The sequence below is a fragment of the Rhodoferax sp. genome, assembly GCF_012927445.1.
Lineage (GTDB): Bacteria > Pseudomonadota > Gammaproteobacteria > Burkholderiales > Burkholderiaceae_C > Rhodoferax.
On sequence record NZ_JABBPD010000008.1, the window covers coordinates 266,981 to 285,432 of the forward strand.

The 18,452-nt window shown below is 60.3% G+C and carries 17 protein-coding genes and 2 riboswitches; of the genes, 15 read left to right on the forward strand and 2 right to left on the reverse strand.

The genetic code is table 11. The features are described 5' to 3' along the window. Positions 1 to 17: 17 nt before the first annotated feature. Positions 18 to 142, reverse strand: a riboswitch (glycine riboswitch). A gap of 21 nt (positions 143 to 163) precedes the next feature. After that, positions 164 to 267: riboswitch (glycine riboswitch) on the reverse strand. Positions 268 to 409: 142 nt separating this feature from the next. Continuing rightward, complete coding sequence (locus HHJ17_RS16835) at positions 410 to 1,363, reverse strand: LysR family transcriptional regulator (protein ID WP_296499565.1); 954 nt, start codon at positions 1,361 to 1,363, stop codon at positions 410 to 412. A 161-nt stretch (positions 1,364 to 1,524) separates the two neighbouring features. Between HHJ17_RS16835 and HHJ17_RS16840 the strand changes: the two genes are divergently transcribed. From HHJ17_RS16840 to HHJ17_RS16900, 13 genes are all read left to right on the forward strand, one after another. Next, on the forward strand, positions 1,525 to 3,264 hold the full coding sequence (locus HHJ17_RS16840) for an IlvD/Edd family dehydratase (RefSeq protein ID WP_296499568.1): 1,740 nt from the start codon (positions 1,525 to 1,527) through the stop codon (positions 3,262 to 3,264). Between the two features lie 56 nt (positions 3,265 to 3,320). Then, complete coding sequence (locus HHJ17_RS16845) at positions 3,321 to 4,250, forward strand: dihydrodipicolinate synthase family protein (RefSeq protein ID WP_296499569.1); 930 nt, start codon at positions 3,321 to 3,323, stop codon at positions 4,248 to 4,250. Positions 4,251 to 4,281: 31 nt separating this feature from the next. After that, complete coding sequence (locus HHJ17_RS16850; protein ID WP_296499692.1) at positions 4,282 to 5,718, forward strand: aldehyde dehydrogenase family protein; 1,437 nt, start codon at positions 4,282 to 4,284, stop codon at positions 5,716 to 5,718. 21 nt (positions 5,719 to 5,739) lie between these two features. Next, the gene (gene denD / locus HHJ17_RS16855; protein ID WP_296499571.1) at positions 5,740 to 6,795 is read left to right on the forward strand and encodes a D-erythronate dehydrogenase; all 1,056 of its coding nucleotides are present in this window, start codon (positions 5,740 to 5,742) and stop codon (positions 6,793 to 6,795) included. Between the two features lie 88 nt (positions 6,796 to 6,883). After that, a complete protein-coding gene (locus HHJ17_RS16860; RefSeq protein WP_296499572.1) occupies positions 6,884 to 7,855 on the forward strand; it encodes a TRAP transporter substrate-binding protein in 972 nt (323 codons plus the stop codon). A gap of 87 nt (positions 7,856 to 7,942) precedes the next feature. Beyond that, positions 7,943 to 8,437 (forward strand): TRAP transporter small permease, encoded by a 495-nt coding sequence (locus HHJ17_RS16865; RefSeq protein ID WP_296499574.1) that lies wholly within the window; start codon positions 7,943 to 7,945, stop codon positions 8,435 to 8,437. Further along, positions 8,434 to 9,711 carry a TRAP transporter large permease gene (locus tag HHJ17_RS16870; RefSeq protein ID WP_296499575.1) on the forward strand — a complete coding sequence of 426 codons (1,278 nt, stop codon included), beginning with the start codon at positions 8,434 to 8,436 and terminating at the stop codon, positions 9,709 to 9,711. Before HHJ17_RS16865 ends, HHJ17_RS16870 begins: the two co-directional genes overlap by 4 nt. A gap of 69 nt (positions 9,712 to 9,780) precedes the next feature. Next, positions 9,781 to 10,557 (forward strand): FadR/GntR family transcriptional regulator, encoded by a 777-nt coding sequence (locus HHJ17_RS16875; protein WP_296499694.1) that lies wholly within the window; start codon positions 9,781 to 9,783, stop codon positions 10,555 to 10,557. A gap of 152 nt (positions 10,558 to 10,709) precedes the next feature. Further along, positions 10,710 to 11,600 (forward strand): L-threonate dehydrogenase, encoded by an 891-nt coding sequence (ltnD, locus tag HHJ17_RS16880; protein ID WP_296499576.1) that lies wholly within the window; start codon positions 10,710 to 10,712, stop codon positions 11,598 to 11,600. A 71-nt stretch (positions 11,601 to 11,671) separates the two neighbouring features. After that, positions 11,672 to 12,943 (forward strand): 3-oxo-tetronate kinase, encoded by a 1,272-nt coding sequence (otnK, locus tag HHJ17_RS16885; RefSeq protein WP_296499696.1) that lies wholly within the window; start codon positions 11,672 to 11,674, stop codon positions 12,941 to 12,943. After that, the gene (locus tag HHJ17_RS16890; protein ID WP_296499577.1) at positions 12,940 to 13,614 is read left to right on the forward strand and encodes an aldolase; all 675 of its coding nucleotides are present in this window, start codon (positions 12,940 to 12,942) and stop codon (positions 13,612 to 13,614) included. The genes otnK and HHJ17_RS16890 overlap by 4 nt, the downstream gene beginning before the upstream one ends. 5 nt (positions 13,615 to 13,619) lie before the next feature. Beyond that, on the forward strand, positions 13,620 to 14,417 hold the full coding sequence (gene otnI / locus HHJ17_RS16895) for a 2-oxo-tetronate isomerase (protein WP_296499578.1): 798 nt from the start codon (positions 13,620 to 13,622) through the stop codon (positions 14,415 to 14,417). Between the two features lie 17 nt (positions 14,418 to 14,434). After that, positions 14,435 to 15,340: an NAD(P)-dependent oxidoreductase gene (locus HHJ17_RS16900; RefSeq protein ID WP_296499580.1), complete on the forward strand. Its 906-nt coding sequence runs from the start codon at positions 14,435 to 14,437 to the stop codon at positions 15,338 to 15,340. Between the two features lie 15 nt (positions 15,341 to 15,355). Here the strand turns inward: HHJ17_RS16900 and HHJ17_RS16905 are convergent, their stop codons facing one another. Then, positions 15,356 to 17,050 (reverse strand): electron transfer flavoprotein-ubiquinone oxidoreductase, encoded by a 1,695-nt coding sequence (locus HHJ17_RS16905; RefSeq protein ID WP_296499581.1) that lies wholly within the window; start codon positions 17,048 to 17,050, stop codon positions 15,356 to 15,358. Between the two features lie 135 nt (positions 17,051 to 17,185). On the opposite strand from HHJ17_RS16905, the gene HHJ17_RS16910 reads away from it, so the two are divergent. Together HHJ17_RS16910 and HHJ17_RS16915 are read left to right on the forward strand one after the other, a co-directional pair. Further along, positions 17,186 to 17,968, forward strand: coding sequence for an SDR family oxidoreductase (locus HHJ17_RS16910; RefSeq protein WP_296499584.1), 783 nt, complete (start codon positions 17,186 to 17,188; stop codon positions 17,966 to 17,968). A 57-nt stretch (positions 17,969 to 18,025) separates the two neighbouring features. Continuing rightward, positions 18,026 to 18,445 (forward strand): acyl-CoA thioesterase, encoded by a 420-nt coding sequence (locus HHJ17_RS16915; RefSeq protein WP_296499585.1) that lies wholly within the window; start codon positions 18,026 to 18,028, stop codon positions 18,443 to 18,445. Positions 18,446 to 18,452 lie beyond the last annotated feature (7 nt).

Below are 18,452 nucleotides of genomic sequence, written 5' to 3' on the forward strand. Positions count from 1 at the left end.
GAATGTCAACGCCATGGTCTGCCCCCGCTGTCCGCTTTACCTGAGAGATTCGCCGGGCCTGCACGGCCTTGACGGCTGGCAGACTGCGGGTTGCTCCTTCGGTGGACTGCATTCAATGCAGCCTCTCTCCAGTGGGGATACGGTGGTGGGTCGTGCAACCCGCCACCGTTCGTCAGTCCTTTTGCCTGAGCGTTCAAACCGCTGCAATCAGCGGCTCTGCGCCTTCGGCGGCCACCTCAACGGGCGACTCTCTCCTGACGGAGCGGATTCTACCCGCACGCCCATCCACCGAGACCTTGCTTCAATAACTCCTTAGACCGGCCTCGTTCCGGCTTTGGCAAACCGACGATTCAGAGTCTGGGGTTGCATTGGGTAACTCTAATTTGGCACACAACGATGCCATCTGGTTTCATCCTTTGGAGGGATAAATATCCTTGGCAACGTTTCGCACATGTTTCAGTAACAGGTTTGCGCCAGGCGAGATTGCATGGTCCCGTCGCATGATGATTCCAAAACCATCCATCTTGCAGGGTAGATCGATTGGCAGAATGGCCAGTTCGCGTGAACTAACGTAATAACGGGCAACTTCAACTGGCATGACGTGCAGGAAATCAGTCTGATTCAGCAGACTTTTAATCACTGACATGGCCGTGGTTTCGACAACGTTGGATGGCGCCTCCAGGTCGCGGTGGCGAAATATCATGTCAAACTGGTGACGCAGAATACTGCCTCGTGGCGACAAGATCCAGCCGGCGGTCGCGAGATCATTTAACGTGAGGTCGCGACGCTCCAGCATCGGATGCCCGATGCGCGCCACGGCACATTCGGTTTCTTCGGACAAATCCTCGTACAGGAGGCTGGACACATCTTCCTGTTGCAGAACGCGAGCGATCAAGAAGTCCAGTTGCCCGCTTTTGAGTCGCTCCATCAGCACATCGCTGGTGCCGACATCAACCCCAATGCTCAGCCTGGGTGCCTCTGCCTTGGCACTGGCGATTGCCCGCGGCACCAAGGTCATCGAGGGGGTGACGATGACCCCAATGTCAACCTGTCCTGACAACCCGGCCTGCAGTGATGCAATGGCGTCCTGGCCTTGCGTCAGGTTGGCCAGCGCCATCCTGACATGGCGGATCATCGTCTCGCCATAGAGCGTCGGTCGCATGCCTCTGGGTAGCCGTTCGAAAAATGGCACGCCAAAGAGCTCCTCAATATCCTTGAGCATCTTGGATGCTGCGGGCTGACTCATGTTCGTCGTTGCGGCCGCCAAATGCAGGTTGCGCGCCTCGTCCAGCGCAATCAACAAAAACATCTGGCGGATTTTGAGCTTGGTACGGGTTCGTCGCGCCGCGTCAATGTCATGCATGGTGGGTCTGTGGTGGAGGTGACCGTACGCTTTGAAAACGTGCAGCCAAGAAATTGATATTAAAAATTGTATCAATGTCGCGAAATTATTCATTTGATATGCATGGGTGATCCCACTAACATCCGGCCGCAGGCAATGTCCATCAATTTGAAAGAGCCAAGATGTCCAACTCGTCAAAACGACCCTTGCGATCGGCCGCATGGTTCGGTACCGCCGACAAGAACGGCTTCATGTACCGCAGCTGGATGAAAAACCAGGGCATCCCGGATCATGAATTTCAGGGCAAGCCGATCATCGGCATCTGCAACACCTGGTCTGAGTTGACACCGTGCAACGCGCACTTCCGCAAGATTGCGGAGCATGTGAAGCGCGGTATTTCCGAGGCAGGGGGCTTCCCGGTCGAGTTCCCGGTGTTTTCCAATGGTGAATCCAACCTGCGCCCCACGGCGATGCTGACGCGCAATCTGGCCAGCATGGATGTGGAAGAGTCCATTCGTGGCAACCCGATGGATGCCGTCGTGCTGCTGGTCGGCTGTGACAAGACCACGCCGGCGCTGCTGATGGGCGCCGCCAGCTGCGACATCCCGACCATCGTCGTGACCGGCGGCCCGATGTTGAACGGCAAGCATGAAGGCCGTGATATCGGCTCCGGCACGGTGGTCTGGCAGCTGCACGAAGCGGTCAAGGCGGGCCAGATCACCTTGAACCAATTCATGTCGGCCGAAGCCGGCATGTCGCGCTCGGCGGGCACCTGCAACACCATGGGCACGGCCTCCACCATGGCCTGCATGGCCGAGGCACTGGGTACCTCGCTGCCGCACAACGCTGCCATTCCGGCGGTGGATGCGCGCCGCTACGTGCTGGCGCACATGTCGGGTATGCGCATCGTGGACATGGTGTGGGAAGACCTGAAGCTCTCCAAGGTGCTGACGCGCGAAGCATTTGAGAACGCCATCCGCGTCAATGCCGCCATCGGTGGTTCCACCAATGCCGTGATTCACCTGAAAGCCATTGCTGGGCGCATCGGCGTGCCGCTTGAGCTGGAGGACTGGACGAATGTCGGCAAGGGCACGCCCACGCTGGTTGATCTGCAGCCCTCAGGCCGCTTTTTGATGGAAGATTTTTACTACGCTGGCGGGCTGCCCGGGGTGCTGCGCCGGATGGGCGAGGGCGGCCTGCTGCCGCACAAGAATGCACTGACGGTTAACGGCAAGTCGATCTGGGACAACGTGCTGGACGCGCCGATCTACAACGCCGAAGTCATCCGGCCGCTTGACAACCCGCTGGTGGCAGATGGCAGCATGTGCATCCTGCGCGGCAATCTGGCGCCGCGTGGCGCGGTGCTGAAGCCGTCGGCGGCAACGCCCGCGCTGATGAAGCACCGGGGCAAGGCGGTCGTCTTCGAGGATTTCGATCACTACAAGGCGCGCATCGGCGACCCGGACCTGGAGGTCGATGCCGACTCGGTGATGGTGCTGAAGAATTGCGGACCGAAGGGTTATCCGGGTATGGCGGAAGTCGGCAACATGGGCTTGCCGCCCAAATTGCTGGCGCAGGGCATTACCGACATGGTGCGCATCTCGGATGCCCGCATGAGCGGCACCGCCTACGGCACGGTGGTGCTGCATGTGGCACCGGAAGCGGCTGCCGGGGGACCCCTGGCCATCGTTCGCGATGGTGACTGGATCGCACTTGACAGCCAGGCGGGTAAGCTGGACCTGGAAATCAGCGACGCCGAGATCGCACAGCGCCAGGCTGAACTGCAGGCCCAGCCAGCAGCGCCGGCGAAGGGCGGCTATCAGCAGTTGTACATCGACCGGGTGTTGCAGGCCGACGAAGGCTGTGATTTCGATTTTCTGGTGGGCTGTCGCGGCGCCGAGGTGCCCAAGCATTCGCACTAAGCACGAGCGTTGCGTGATTTTGGCCAAAGCGCGCGGCCTTCTTTAGAAAGATACCCATGACTCATTCCAGGAACGTTCGCTACCAAGGTGTCTTCCCCGTGGTGCCCACGACCTTTACCGAAAGTGGAGATCTCGATCTGGCAAGTCAGAAGCGTTGCGTCGACTTCATGATCGACGCCGGCTCCAACGGCCTGTGCATTCTGGCCAATTTCTCGGAGCAGTTTTTGCTTTCGGATGACGAGCGCGAAGTGCTGACGCGCGTGATTCTGGAACATGTGAATGGTCGGGTGCCGGTGATTGTCACCACCACCCACTTCAGCACCCAGGTCTGCGCCCAGCGCAGTTTGCGCGCCCAGGACATGGGTGCTGCCATGGTGATGGTCATGCCGCCCTACCATGGCGCCACCTTCCGCGTGCCGGAAGAGAAGATCTACGAGTTTTATGCGCGTCTGTCGGATGTGCTTGGCATCCCGATCATGATCCAGGATGCGCCCGCTAGCGGCACGGCCCTGTCTGCCGCCTTCCTTGCCCGCATGGCGAAAGAGATCAAGCAGGTGTCGTATTTCAAGATCGAGACCGCTGGCGCCGCCTCGAAGTTGCGCGAACTGATTCGTCTGGGGGGCGACGCCATCGAAGGACCCTGGGATGGCGAGGAGGCCATCACCCTGCTGCCCGATCTGGACGCGGGCGCGACCGGTGCCATGACCGGCGGCGGGTATCCCGATGGCATCCGCCTGATTGTCGATGCCTACGCCGCTGGCCGGCGCGACGAGGCGGTCGCCCTTTACCAGCAATGGCTGCCCTTGATCAACTATGAAAACCGCCAAAGCGGCATCTTGACAGCGAAGGCCTTGATGAAGGATGGTGGCGTGATCGCCTGCGAAGCGCCACGCCATCCCTGGCCCACCATGCACCCCGCTATCCGTGCAGGCTTGATCGAAACCGCGCAACGCCTGAACCCGATGGTGCTGCGCTGGGGAAAGTAAATTCAACAGAACGGAGCACTAAACCATGGCGATTCAAAAACACGACAACCTGATCAACGGCCAGTGGGTCGCAGGTGCCAAATACGCTCCCAACATCAATCCGTCCAACCTCGCCGATGTCATCGGTGACTACACCCAGGCCGATGCCGCGCAACTCGATGGAGCCGTCAAGGCCGCCCGCGCCGCCTTCCCGGCCTGGTCCACCGGCAATATCCAGGCCCGTGCCGATGCGCTGGACAAAATTGGCTCCGAGATCCTGGCCCGGCGCGAGGAACTCGGCACCTTGCTGGCCCGCGAAGAAGGCAAGACCAAGCCCGAAGGTATTGGTGAAGCCACCCGCGCCGGCAACATCTTCAAGTTCTTCGCCGGCGAATGCCTGCGCCTGACCGGTGAAGTCGTGCCCTCGGTGCGCTCAGGCGTCAGCGTCGAGATCACCCGCGAACCGGTGGGCGTGATCGGCCTGATTACGCCCTGGAACTTTCCCATTGCCATTCCGGCCTGGAAGACTGCTCCGGCGCTGGCCTATGGCAACTGTGTGATCCTGAAGCCCGCCGACCTCGTGCCTGGCTGCGCCTGGGCACTGGCCGACATCATCAGCCGCAGCGGTATCCCCGCCGGCGTGTTCAACCTCGTCATGGGCCGCGGCAGCGTCATCGGTGACCCGCTGGTCACCCACCCCGGCATCGACGCCATCAGCTTCACCGGCTCGCAAAGTGTGGGCGCTCGTATTGCCCAGCAATGCGCGGTCAACCTCAAGAAGGTGCAGTTGGAGATGGGTGGCAAGAACCCGCAAGTCATCCTGGACGACGCCGACCTGGCGCAAGCGGTTGAGCTCAGCGTGCAAAGCGCATTCTTCTCCACCGGCCAGCGCTGCACGGCAGCGAGCCGCCTGATCGTCACCGAAGGTATTTACCCCAGGTTCATTGAGGCCATGAAGCAACGCATGGCCAGCCTCAAGGTTGGTGACGCCCTGGCCGCGGGCATCGACATTGGCCCGGTGTCTTCACAAGCCCAGCTTGAACAGGACCTGAGCTACGTGGAAATCGGGCAGGCTGAAGGTGCCGTGTTGGTGGCAGGCGGCCAACGCGTGACGTGCAGCACCGAGGGTTTTTACATGGTGCCGGCGCTGCTGACCGACACCACGGCGGGCATGCGCATCAACCGCGAGGAAGTGTTCGGCCCGGTGGCCAGCATCATCCGGGTGAAGGGCTATGAAGAAGCGCTGGCCGAATCCAACAACACACCGTATGGCCTGTCGGCCGGCATTGCCACGACGTCGCTCAAGCACGCGAGCCACTTCAAGCGCCACAGTCAGGCCGGCATGGTGATGGTGAACCTGCCGACGGCCGGTGTTGACTACCACGTGCCGTTTGGTGGGCGCAAGGGATCGAGCTACGGCTCGCGCGAGCAGGGGCGCTATGCGCAGGAGTTCTTCACCACGGTGAAAACGTCTTATATCGGCAGCTGAACTACTACTTAGGAAATGACCATGTTGAAGCAATCCTCCCAGGCCCTTGGGTCATGTCATATCGTGATCACCGGCGGCGCCGGGTTTTTGGGTGTCCGTCTTGCGCGCACCCTGCTGGCACAGGGGCAGTTGTCGCTGGCGGGTGCAGCGCCTGCCAACATCGCCCGGATCACCCTGGTCGACCGCGCTGCGCCGCCCGCCGACCTGCTGGCCGACGCGCGGGTGACTGCACTGAGCGGTGACCTGAATGCGCTTCTTGAAGAAAAAAACCCTCTAGCCACCGTCATTGCTCAAGATACTGCTATTGTTTTTCATCTTGCGGCGGCCGTCAGCGGTGAATGCGAGGCGGACTTCGATCTCGGCATGCGCAGCAATTTCGCCGCGACGCTGGCCTTGCTGGAGGCCTGCCGCGCCTTGAAGACAAAACCCGTGGTGGTGTTTGCCAGCTCGCTCGCCGTGTTCGGCGACGCCCCGGGTCAAGCGCTACCGCCTGCCATTGAAGACAACACCCTGCCCACACCGCAGAGCAGCTATGGCATCCAAAAATTCATAGGTGAACAACTGGTGGCCGACTACACGCGCAAGGGGTTTATTGTCGGCCGTAACGTGCGTTTGATGACGGTCAGTGTGCGTCCCGGCACGCCCAACGGCGCAGCATCAAGTTTCTTGAGCGGCATGATCCGTGAGCCATTGGCAGGCGTCAAGGCGTCTTGCCCGGTGACGCCAGACACCCCCGTGGCACTCTCATCCCCCGCGCGCACCGTCCAGGGACTCATCCGCGCGGCCGAGGCGAGCGACCCGGCCTGGGGCCCGCGCACGGGCCTGAACCTGCCCGCACTGACCACCACCCCCGGCGAGATGGCTGCGGCGCTGGAGCGTGTGGCTGGCCCGGCAGCCACCGCGCTGATTGACTGGACGCCAGACCCGGCGATCCGCAATATTGTCAAGACCTGGCCAGCCCGGATTCATGCGGTGAGGGCGGGCGGCTTGGGCTTGCTGCCGGAGGAAAGCTTTGAAGACATCATCCGGGAGTACATCAGGGGAAATCCCTATGCCGTCAAGCTGCCGGTCAGATAATAATTAGAATTTGTATGATAACTTTCGCGCGGATTGATGAATTGAACATCCATCAGCCCGTAACCCTTTTTAATCGAGGAGTCCTTGTATGAAATTGAGTAAACTGGTTATTAGCCTGTCTTTGGTCGTTGGTTTTGTAGCCACTGCAGCTGCCCAGACTAGCATGAAGATCAACATTTCTATCGCGCAAAACTCCCACCAGGGTATTGCGATTGACACCTTTGCCAAAGAGGTTGGAACCCGAACCAACGGCCGCTACAAAATCGAGACTTTTTACAACGCTTCACTCGGCAGTGAGCGCGAATCCATTGAGGCGGTGCAACTGGGCACCCAGGAACTGACTTTCACGTCGTCTGGCCCGGTGCCCAATTTCGTGCCGGAAGCCAAGATTCTGGATATTCCATTTTTGTTTCGGGACAAGGCGCATGCCCGTGCCGTGCTGGATGGCCCGATCGGTCAGGAAATGCTGGCCAAGTTCGAGCCCAGGGGCTTCAAGGCGCTGGCCTGGGGCGAGAACGGCATGCGCAACATGACCAACAGCAAGCGCACCATCAACAGCCCGGATGACCTCAAGGGCTTGAAGATTCGCACCATGGAAAATCCAGTGCACGTGGCCGCCTACAAAGGGCTGGGCATCGTGACTACACCAATGGCCATGGCCGAGGTGTTTACTGCGCTGCAGCAAGGCACGGTCGACGGTCAGGAAAATCCCTTGTCCGTGATCATGGCGGCCAAACTCGACCAGGTGCAAAAGTACGTATCACTCACCGGCCACGTCTATTCACCCGCCATCTTCCTGATGAACAAGGCCGCCTTCGATAAGCTCAGCGCCGCCGACAAGCAGGTCTTTCTGGATGCGGCCAAGGTGGCCGTGGTCGCCAACCGGGCCCGGGTGGACGCCGATGATGCCATGGGCGTGACTTACCTGCGCAGCAAGGGTATGGAGGTGACAGAGAACGTAGACAAGACCAAGTTCGTGGCCAAGCTTGCGCCGGTGTACGCCGACTTCGAGAAACAATTTGGCAAAGCCAATATGGACAAGATCCGCAACTACAAGTAATTGCTGCTATTTTTGTAGCTGCCAACACCCGAAGCGTTTGAGCTTTCGGGTGTTTTTTTTACCTTTCCATTTCAGGTTGTTATTGCAATGAAAGAAAAATTTCTCCGGCTGGAGCGGTGGACCAGCGGACTTGCGTTGTACGCCGCCTGTGCCATGCTGATGCTGGCGGCCAGTCTGGCCATGTTCCAGATCATCACCCGCTTCGTGCTTGAAATACCCGCTGAATGGACCGAGGTGATGATCCGTTTCAGCCTGATCTGGATGGTGTTTCTGGGTATTCCGATGGCGTTTCGCCAGGGCGCCATGGTCAGTGTGGATGTGCTGTACCGCTGGAGTCCGCCGCGCATGCGCCGCGTGCTCGACTGGGTCGTGTGTCTCGCCGCTATGGGCTTGATCCTCATCATCACCTGGTGGGGCTGGGACTATGCCGTGCGTGGCAGGGTGCAAACCATGAGCGGACTGGAGAGCGTGTCGATGTTCTGGGCCTACCTCGCCATGCCGGTGGGGGGGGCGTTCAGCCTGATTGGCATCATTGGCAACCTGCTGGACACCCAGCGTCTTGAATTGGAGACCGCAGTATGACCGCCGTGATGTTGAGCACCATGGTGCTGTGCTTTGCACTTACCGTTTCTGTGGCCGTGTCGATTGGACTGGCCTCCATCTTTGGCATTCAGGTTGCCAACGCCAATATGCTGATCTCCGTTAAGGAGATGTTCAACGCCATCAACAAGTTCCCGTTGGCCGCCATCCCGTTCTTTATCCTGGCCGGCAACGTCATGGAAACGGGTGGCATCTCGCGCCGCCTGGTGGAGTTTGCCAAGAGTCTGGTGGGTGGCGTGCAGGGTGGCCTGCCGATGACCTGCGTGTTGACCTGCATGATCTTCGCATCAGTGTCTGGCTCATCGGTGGCGACCACCTTTGCCATTGGCACCATCCTGATTCCGGCGCTCATCAAGCATGGCTACCCGACCACCTGGGCGGCGGCGTTGCAGGCCACCAGTGCCGAGCTCGGCGTCATCATCCCGCCCTCGATCCCAATGATTCTGTATGGTGTGAGCGCCGAAGTCTCGATTGGTGAACTGTTCATCGCCGGTTTTGGTCCGGGCCTTTTCATCAGTGGCGCGCTGATGCTGTTTGTCTGGGTTTACTGCCGGATCAAGGGCTGGGGCAAGAACGATGGCGACGGCCGCCTGTCGGTCGGCAAGGCCACCTGGAAGGCCGGCTGGGCGTTGCTGATGCCGGTCATTATTCTGGGCGGCATTTACGGCGGAATTTTCACCCCGACCGAGGCCTCGGCCGTGGCGGTGTTTTATTCGCTGATCGTGGGTCTGCTGATCTACCGCGAGATCAAGTTGCCGGACCTCTACCACATCCTGCGCAAGTCGGTGCTGTCGTCGGCGGTGATCATGTTCATCATTGCCAACGCCGGCCTTTTTGCCTTCCTGATCACGCGCGCTGGCGTACCGGAGGCCATTGGCCTGTGGCTGCAGGAGGTCTTGAAAACGCCCGCTTACTTCTTGTTGGGGGTCAACGCCGCGCTGTTCGTGATTGGCATGTTTATCGAGACCGGTGCCGCCATCATTGTGCTGGCCCCGATCCTGGCACCGGTGGCGCAGCACTTTGGCATTGATCCGGTCCACTTTGGCCTGGTGATGGTGGTGAACCTGGCCTTGGGCATGATCACGCCGCCGTTCGGCGTCAACCTGTTTGCAGCTTGCACCGTGGCACGCATCTCACTGGACCGCATGATCAAGGACCTGATTCCGTTCGTCCTGGTGGTGCTGGCGTGCCTGATGGTCATCTCCTACGTGCCGGTGCTTTCACTCGGGCTGCGCGATCTGGTTTACGCCAAATAACGTGAACCCAAGCCCGGCGGGCGTTCGCGTGCCGGGTGATAAAGTTGCACGATGAATTTAAGTCCTCCCATGACCGCTCAGTTCAAGCCCATCACGCCCGGTGCCTACCTTTCAGATCAGGTGGCGGATACGCTGACCGCCGAGATCCGGGCCGGACGGCTGGCGGTGGGGGCCAAGCTGCCGACCGAGGCCGCGCTGGTAGAGCAATTTGCGGTAAGCCGCACGGTGGTGAGGGAAGCGGTCTCTCGGCTGAAGTCGCTGGGTTTGGTCGATTCAAGACAGGGCAGTGGTGTCTATGTCAAGGAAGTAGGCTTTTCGCCACTCAACTTTGATGCCAAGTCTGCCGTCTCCAAGCAGGCGGTGATCCAGATAGTGGAGGTGCGTCGCGCACTGGAGGCCGAAGTCGCTGGCTTGGCCGCGCAACGGCGCACTCAGGCTGATATCAAGCGCATCGGCAAATCCATTGCGCTGCTGGACAAGGCGGTGCAAGCCGGTGGCGACGGCGTGGACGAAGACGTCCAATACCACCGCGCCATTGCCGAGGCCGCGCGCAACCCCTTTCTCATTGGCACGCTGGAATACCTGGGCCAGTTCCTGCGCGGCGCTACCGGCGTCACGCGCGCCAATGAAGCGCGGCGGGCAGATTTCGCGCGGCAGGTGCGCGTCGAGCACGACAAGATTTTGCGTGCCATTGAAGCCGGCGACGCAGCCGCGGCGCGCAAGGCTGCGGCGCGGCACATGGATAACGCCATCCTGCGCATTGAACAGGCTGACCCGACTTTTTGGCAGCAGGCGGGTGTGCAATTGGCACGCCCCCTGGTCTCCGGCTTGACACGTCGGAGTTGACTCGGTTGCCTCCATAAGGGGCGGCCTTGCGTGTGCAAGCGTGGGTAAACCCGCATGTTGAGTTCACGCGGAATTTGTATGATGACCATATAAAATATGGGAAGCAGGCACTGTACCGTCAGATTGAATTTTAAAATGAAAGTAGCCAACAAATGACATCCAATGTGGGCGTGATCGGCCTGGGGGCTATGGGCAGTGGTATGGCGCGTTCCTTGCGGCGTCATGGCTGTCGTGTCCATGTATTTGACGTTCGCGCAGAGGTCGCGCAGGCCTTTGCGGCGGAGGGCGGTGTGGCCTGTGCCTCACCCGCCGAACTGGCGGCACAGTGCGACGTCATCGTGTCGGTGGTCGTCAATGCCGCGCAGACCGAAAGCGTGCTGTTTGGCGAGGGGGGGTGCGCCGCCGCCATGAAGCGCGGCAGCGTGTTTGTGATGTGCTCCACCGTGGATCCCAACTGGTCGATGGCGCTCGAAGCGCGGCTGGCCGAGCAGGGCGTTCTCTATCTCGATGCCCCGATCTCGGGCGGCGCTGCCAAGGCCGCCAGCGGCGAAATGACCATGATGACCTCGGGCAAGCCCGAGGCTTATGCCGCGGCTGGGCCATTGCTGGATGCCATGGCGGCCAAGGTGTACCGACTGGGCGACAGCGCCGGTGCGGGCAGCAAGGTGAAAATCATCAACCAGCTGCTGGCAGGTGTGCATATCGCCGCTGCGGCCGAGGCTATGGCACTGGGCTTGCGCGCGGGAGTCGATCCGGCGGCCTTGTATGAGGTGATCACCCACAGCGCGGGAAACAGCTGGATGTTCGAGAACCGCATGGCCCATGTGCTCAGCGGCGACTACACGCCATTGTCGGCGGTTGACATCTTTGTCAAGGATCTCGGGCTGGTGCTTGACATGGCGCGTGCCAGTAAGTTTCCGCTGCCACTGTCGAGCACAGCGCACCAGATGTTCATGCAGGCGTCCACCGCCGGTTTCGCGCGCGAGGACGACAGCGCAGTGATCAAGATATTCCCCGGCATTGAGTTGCCCAAAAAGCCATGAGCTCCGCCGAGCGCCGCCCCCAGCAAGCTCAGCTCCCTCGGGGGGGCAGGGCAGCACACAACGTGGCAAGCGTGGGGGCCATGAAGCTCGGCTGCATTGCCGATGATTTCACCGGTGCCACTGATCTGGCCAACAACCTGGTGCGCGCCGGCATGCGCGTGGTGCAAGCGATGGGCGTGCCGAGGCAGTCACTGGACGCCGAAGCCGACGCCGTGGTGGTGGCGCTCAAGTCGCGCACTTTGCCTGTGAATGAGGCCGTTGCGCAGTCGCTGGCCGCCCTGAAGTGGCTGCAAGCGCAAGGCGCACAACAGATCTACTTCAAGTATTGCTCGACCTTTGACAGCACGGCGCAGGGCAACATCGGCCCCGTGACGGAAGCACTGATGCAGGCGCTCGGAAGCGATTTCACGATTGCCACACCCGCATTCCCCGACAACCAGCGCACCGTTTTCAAGGGACACTTGTTCGTGGGCGACGTCTTGCTCAATGAGAGTGGCATGCAGAACCACCCGCTCACACCCATGACCGATGCCAACTTGGTACGCGTGTTGCAGGGGCAGTGCCGGCGCCAGGTGGGCCTGATCGATTACAAGGTGGTGGCGCAAGGCGAGGCAGCAATTCGCACGCGCATCGATCAGTTGCGCGCCCAAGGGGTCGGTCTGGCCATCGTGGATGCGATTTCAAATGATGACCTGCTGCGCCTGGGCCCGGCCCTCAAGAACATGCTCCTCGTAACAGCAGGTTCTGGGGTTGCGATTAGCCTGCCGGCCAATTTTGGCATTACACCCTCCAGCATGGCCAGCGCACTGCCCGAAGCCGAAGGCTTGCAGGCAGTGGTGTCGGGCAGCTGCTCGCTGGCGACCAATCGGCAGGTGCTTGCTTTCATCAAGGCGGGACTGCCGGCGCGCAGTGTCGATCCACTGCAGGTTGCAGCCGGGGTCGATGTCGTGGCGCAGATGCTGGACTGGGCCAAACCTTTGCTGGGTCAGGGGCCGGTACTGATTTATTCTTCGGCTGATTCGAATGCCGTCAAGGCCGTTCAGGCGCAACTCGGGGTCGAAGAGGCCGGCGCCTTGTTGGAGCGCACCCTGGCCGCGATTGCACGTGGTCTGGTCGACGTCGGCGTGCGACAGCTGGTACTGGCCGGCGGCGAAACCTCGGGTGCCTGCGTGCAGGCTTTGAACATCACGCAAATGAAGATCGGCCCCCAAATCGATCCCGGTGTGCCCTGGTGTCATGCTCAGACGGATGCTGCCCCGCAAGGAGGGCTGCACCTGACGCTGAAGTCGGGTAACTTCGGCACCGATGACTTCTTCATCAAAGCCTTTGCGAGGCTGGTGTGACTGAGTCGCAAGCCCGTGACGAGATTTGCCGTGTCGGGCGCAGCCTGTTCGAACGCGGCTATGTGCACGCCAGCGCCGGCAACATCAGCGTCAGGCTGGAGGAGTCGGACGGTGGCGGCTTTCTGATCACGCCCACGGATGCCTGCCTGGGCTTCCTCGACCCCGATCGGCTGGCCCGGCTGGATGCGCAAGGGCAACAGCTGAATGGCGATCGCGCCAGCAAGACCATCGCGCTGCACATGCAGATCTACCGGTCTGCAGGCCCCTTCGACCCGCAAACCCGGTGTGTGATCCACACCCACAGCACGCACTGTGTGGCACTGACACTGCAGCCGCATGGCAGCGAACTGCTGCCGCCCATCACCCCTTATTTTGTGATGAAGGTCGGCCATGTGCCCGTGATTGCCTACCACCGCCCCGGCGACCCTGCGGCGGCGCAGCGAGTGGCACAGACTATTTCACGCTATGGCGAGGCCGGCACGCCGATTCGCGCCGTGATGCTGGAGCGCCTCGGACCCAATGTCTGGCACGAGTCACCCGCCGCGGCCATGGCGACGTTGGAAGAACTTGAAGAAACCGCCCGGCTGGTGAGCCAGAGCGCCTGCGCGCTCGTGCCCCTGACCGAACCCCAAATTGAACAACTGCGCCAAACCTTCGATGCCCGCTGGTGAACCTTATGCCTAAATTTGCAGCCAACTTGTCCATGCTCTACCCTGAGTTTGATTTTCTGGATCGTTTCGAAGCCGCCGCAAAAGACGGTTTCAAAGCCGTCGAGTACCTTTTTCCCTATGCTTTCGAGAGTCGAGAAATCGCGGAACGCCTCAAGGCTCATGGCCTGCAGCAGGTCTTGTTCAACGCGCCGCCCGGCGACTGGGACGCTGGCGAGCGCGGCCTGGCCTGCCTGCCCGGGCGCGAAGCCGAATTCCGCGCGGGCATCGGCAAAGCGCTTGATTACGCAGTGGCCTTGGACTGCCCGCGCATCCACGTGATGGCTGGGTTGCTGCCGGCGGGCACTGCGCACGAAACGCTTTACCCGACCTATATCAGTCAACTGCGCTGGGCCGCTGCAGAGGCCGCCAAGCAGGGCATCGATGTGCTGATCGAGCCGATCAACACGCGTGATATTGCGCGCTTCTACCTGAACCGCCAGGATCACGCCCACCAGGTGCTGGCCGACGTGGGCGCAGCCAACCTCAAGGTGCAGATGGACCTGTATCACTGCCAGGTGGTGGAGGGTGACGTAGCGATGAAGCTGCGTCAGTACCTGCCGACCGGCCGCGTCGGTCACATTCAGATTGCGGGCGTGCCGCAGCGGCACGAACCGGATCTGGGTGAACTGAACTACGCTTATCTGTTCTCGGTACTGGACGAGCTGGGCTACGACGGCTGGATCGGTTGCGAGTACCGGCCTGCGAGGGGCACGCAAACCGGTGGCACGTCCGCCGGACTGGACTGGCTCAAGCCCTATCTCTAAAGTTAAGGATTTTCTTCATGGTAAAAACTGTCGGATTTATTGGTCTGGGGATGATGGGCCGGGGCATGGCAAAGCATGTGCTTGGAAGCGGGCATCCGGTCACAATACTCGTGCGTTCGAACGAAGACGAGCTACGCTGCGCGGACCTGCTTGCAGGTGGTGCACAGCCCCTGAAGACAGCCGCCGAGGTAGCGGCCGCAGCCGACATCGTCATCATTTGTGTGCCTGGATCGCCGCAAGTCGAAGATGTCGTGTTTGCGGAGCATGGCCTGCTGCAAGGTATCAAACCTGAATGCGTGGTGGTGGATTGCTCGACTTCCCTGCCTGAGTCCACACGGCGCGTGGCAGCGGCCATTGCCACCCGGGGGGGGCTCTTTCTTGACGCTGCCATGACCGGGACGCCCAAAGACGCCGATGAAGGCAAGATCAACCTGCTGGTCGGTGGTGACCCGGCGGTGCTGGCGAGCGTCCGCCCTGTTTTTGACACGTTTGCAAAAAATATCTACGACTGTGGCGCAGTCAGCTCCGGGCACACCACCAAGCTGCTACACCAGTTCGTCGTACTTGGCAACGCCGCCATTCTGGCCGAGGCTTTTTCCTGTGCTGGAAAAACCGGAGTGAACCTTGAGGTCCTGTGCGATGTGATCGCCTCCGGCGGAGCGAACAGCACGGCCTTCCAGCGCTTGCGTCCCTTTGTGCTCGAAGGTAACGATCAGTTTTTCCGCTTCTCGCTGGCCAATGCGCACAAGGATATGCATTACTATGCCCGGATGACCGGCGAGGCCAGGGCCGTGTCATTCATCGGTGATGCGGTGCACAACACCTACACGGTGGCCGCCAACCTGGGCTATACAACGCAGTTCGTGCCACATTTAGTGAGCAGCTTGAACAAGCTTAACGGGTTGACGCCAAGCTCGGCATAGAAAGCTTGGCGGCCTCTACATCCCCGCGTAATTCGGCCCGCCGCCGCCCTCCGGTGTCACCCACACGATGTTCTGCGTCGGGTCCTTGATGTCGCAGGTCTTGCAGTGCACACAGTTCTGGGCATTGATCTGCAGCCGGTCGCTGTTGTCCTCGTTCTTGACGAACTCATAGACCCCGGCCGGGCAATAACGGGCTTCCGGCCCGGCAAACTTGGCCAGGTTGATGGCCACCGGCACCGCTGCGTCTTTCAGGGTCAGATGCGCCGGTTGCTGTTCTTCGTGGTTGGTGTTGCTGATGAACACGCTGCTGAGTCGGTCAAACGTCAACTTGCCATCCGGTTTCGGATAAACGATCGGTTGGCATTCGGCGGCCGGCTTCAAGCAGAGGTGGTCCGGCTTGTCGCGCCGCAGGGTCCACGGCACATTGCCTTTCAGCAGGTATTGTTCAATACCGGTCATCAGGGTGCCCACCGTCAACCCCTTCTTGAACCAGGCCTTGAAGTTGCGTGATTTGTTCAGTTCGGTGTAGAGCCAGCTTTTCTCGAACGCGTCCGGGTAGGCGCTGAGCTCGTCATGCTGCCGTCCTGAGGTGACGGCGTCATAGGCCGCCTCGGCAGCCAGCATGCCGGTCTTGATGGCGGCGTGACTGCCCTTGATGCGGCTCACGTTCAGGTAACCGGCTTCACAGCCGACCAGGGCGCCACCGGGGAATACCGTCTTCGGCAGGGACATCAGGCCACCGGCCGTGATGGCGCGGGCACCATAGCCCAGGCGCTTGGCGGGCTTGAGGCCCTGCTCCTGGCCTTCAAAGTAATAACGGATGTTGGGATGGGTTTTCCAGCGCTGGAACTCTTCAAACGGACTGAGGTAAGGGTTGGCGTAGTCCAGCCCGGTGATGAAGCCCAAGGCGACCTTGTTGTCTTCCAGATGGTAGAGAAAGGAGCCGCCATAGGTGCTGTTGTCCATCGGCCAGCCGGCGGTGTGCATGACAAAACCGGGCTGATGGCGGGCTGGGTCAATTTCCCACAGTTCCTTGATGCCCAGACCATAGGCTTGCGGATCACGTCCGTCGTCCAGCTGGTATTTGGCAATCAGCTGCTTGCCCAGATGACCACGCGAACCTTCGGCAAAAATGGTGTACTTGCCATGCAGCTCCATGCCGATCTGGAAGTTCTCGCCCGGTACGCCGTCCTTGCCAACGCCGAGGTTGCCGGTGGCGACGCCCTTGACGGAGCCATCATCGTTGTAAAGCACTTCGGCGGCGGCGAAGCCGGGGAAGATTTCCACGCCCAGGTTTTCCGCCTGCTGCGCCATCCATTGCGTCACCGCCCCCAGGCTGACAATGTAGTTGCCGTGGTTGTGGAAACAGGCCGGCAGAAAAAACTTCGGCGTGCGAAAACCGGATTTTTCACCAAGAAACACCATGGCGTCATCGGTCACCGGCTGGTTCAGCGGCGCCCCCATGGCCTTCCAGTCGGGGAACAGCTCGTTCATGGCAATCGGGTCCATGATGGCGCCCGACAGAATATGGGCGCCGGGCTCCGAGCCTTTTTCCAGCACCACGACTGAGACGTCTTTGCCTTTTTCAAGGGCTAATTGCTTGAGACGGATGGCGGTGGCCAGGCCGCCGGGGCCGCCACCGACGACAACGACGTCGTATTCCATGGCTTCACGGGGGCCGTATTGGGCCAAGATTTCCTGGTTTGTCATAGGGTAACTCGCTTGATAATGAGATTTGTTATTGGAAGAAGCCGCAGCAAGGGATTGTCGATCGTCAAAATGATTTTATGCGTGGAGTTTACATAATAGAACGATCGTTCTTTTTTATTCATGGAGACTTTGAAAATGGCTTACAGCATTGATCTTTCGGGCCGGGTGGCTTTTATCACGGGTGCCTCCAGCGGCTTGGGAGCCCAGTTTGCCAGAACCCTGGCAAGGGCCGGTTCTGCCGTGGTTCTGGCCAGTCGCCGGGTTGACAAACTGAAGGATCTCCGCGCCCAGATTGAAGGCGAGGGCGGTGATGCGCATGTGATGGAACTGGACGTTACCGACCACGGCTCCATCAAGTCGGCGGTGGCCCATGCCGAAACCGAAGTCGGCTCCATCGATATTCTGATCAACAACTCAGGCGTGAGCACCACCCAGCGCATTCAGGACGTGTCGGAAGAAGACTACGACTATATCTTTGACACCAACCTCAAGGGTGCTTTTTTTGTGGCGCAAGAGGTGGCTAAACGCATGTTGGCGCGGGCGCAAGGGTCGGCGCCGGGCACTTACACCGGCGGGCGCATTGTCAACATCGCCTCGACCGCGGGTTTGCGCACGCTGCCGCAAATCGGGGTCTATGGCATGAGCAAGGCGGCGGTGATCCAGATGACCAAAGCCATGGCGCTGGAGTGGGGCAAGTTTGGCATCAACGTCAATGCCATCTGCCCGGGTTATATCGACACCGAGATCAATCACCCGCACTGGAAGACCGAGCAGGGGCAGAAGCTGGTGCAGATGCTGCCACGCAAACGGGTCGGGCAACCCCAGGACTTGGATGCCTTGCTGGTTATGCTGTGCGCCAAGGAGAGTCACTTCATCAACGGCGCCATCATTGCCGCCGACGATGGCTTTGCCGTCTGAACAGCCCGCCGTCTGCAGGCTTCAAGTGACCAACCGGTTTTATCAAGGAAAAAAACAATGAAGATCGAGATTCCCGAGAAGAAGAAACTGGTGTTTGAGGTGCGTGTCCCGATTCGCTGGGGCGACATGGATGCCATGAACCATGTCAACAACACCATCTATTTCCGCTATTTGGAGACGTGCCGCATTGACTGGATGGCGTCGATTGGCTGCATGCCCAACCCGCAGGGTGAAGGGCCGGTGATCGTCAATGCGTTCTGCAATTTTTACAAGCAGCTCGAATACCCGGGCGACGTGCTGGTGAAGATGTATGTGAGCGACCCGGGCCGCACCACCTTTGAAACCTGGGGCACGATGGAGCGGATCGACCAGCCGGGCGTGATCTACGCAGCCGGCGGCGCCACCACCATCTGGGTGGACTTTCCGAACCAGAAAGCCCTCACGCTGCCTGACTGGATGCGGGAACTCGTGAGCTAACATTTAT

What these genes read in the sequence shown, in the direction of transcription:
- HHJ17_RS16835 (WP_296499565.1), bottom strand. Translation starts at nt 1,363, where the DNA reads ATGCATGACATTGACGCGGCGCGACGAACCCGTACCAAGCTCAAAATC.
- HHJ17_RS16840 (WP_296499568.1), top strand. Translation starts at nt 1,525, where the DNA reads ATGTCCAACTCGTCAAAACGACCCTTGCGATCGGCCGCATGGTTCGGT.
- HHJ17_RS16845 (WP_296499569.1), top strand. Translation starts at nt 3,321, where the DNA reads ATGACTCATTCCAGGAACGTTCGCTACCAAGGTGTCTTCCCCGTGGTG.
- denD (WP_296499571.1), top strand. Translation starts at nt 5,740, where the DNA reads ATGTTGAAGCAATCCTCCCAGGCCCTTGGGTCATGTCATATCGTGATC.
- HHJ17_RS16860 (WP_296499572.1), top strand. Translation starts at nt 6,884, where the DNA reads ATGAAATTGAGTAAACTGGTTATTAGCCTGTCTTTGGTCGTTGGTTTT.
- HHJ17_RS16865 (WP_296499574.1), top strand. Translation starts at nt 7,943, where the DNA reads ATGAAAGAAAAATTTCTCCGGCTGGAGCGGTGGACCAGCGGACTTGCG.
- HHJ17_RS16870 (WP_296499575.1), top strand. Translation starts at nt 8,434, where the DNA reads ATGACCGCCGTGATGTTGAGCACCATGGTGCTGTGCTTTGCACTTACC.
- HHJ17_RS16875 (WP_296499694.1), top strand. Translation starts at nt 9,781, where the DNA reads ATGACCGCTCAGTTCAAGCCCATCACGCCCGGTGCCTACCTTTCAGAT.
- ltnD (WP_296499576.1), top strand. Translation starts at nt 10,710, where the DNA reads ATGACATCCAATGTGGGCGTGATCGGCCTGGGGGCTATGGGCAGTGGT.
- otnI (WP_296499578.1), top strand. Translation starts at nt 13,620, where the DNA reads ATGCCTAAATTTGCAGCCAACTTGTCCATGCTCTACCCTGAGTTTGAT.
- HHJ17_RS16900 (WP_296499580.1), top strand. Translation starts at nt 14,435, where the DNA reads ATGGTAAAAACTGTCGGATTTATTGGTCTGGGGATGATGGGCCGGGGC.
- HHJ17_RS16905 (WP_296499581.1), bottom strand. Translation starts at nt 17,050, where the DNA reads ATGACAAACCAGGAAATCTTGGCCCAATACGGCCCCCGTGAAGCCATG.
- HHJ17_RS16910 (WP_296499584.1), top strand. Translation starts at nt 17,186, where the DNA reads ATGGCTTACAGCATTGATCTTTCGGGCCGGGTGGCTTTTATCACGGGT.
- HHJ17_RS16915 (WP_296499585.1), top strand. Translation starts at nt 18,026, where the DNA reads ATGAAGATCGAGATTCCCGAGAAGAAGAAACTGGTGTTTGAGGTGCGT.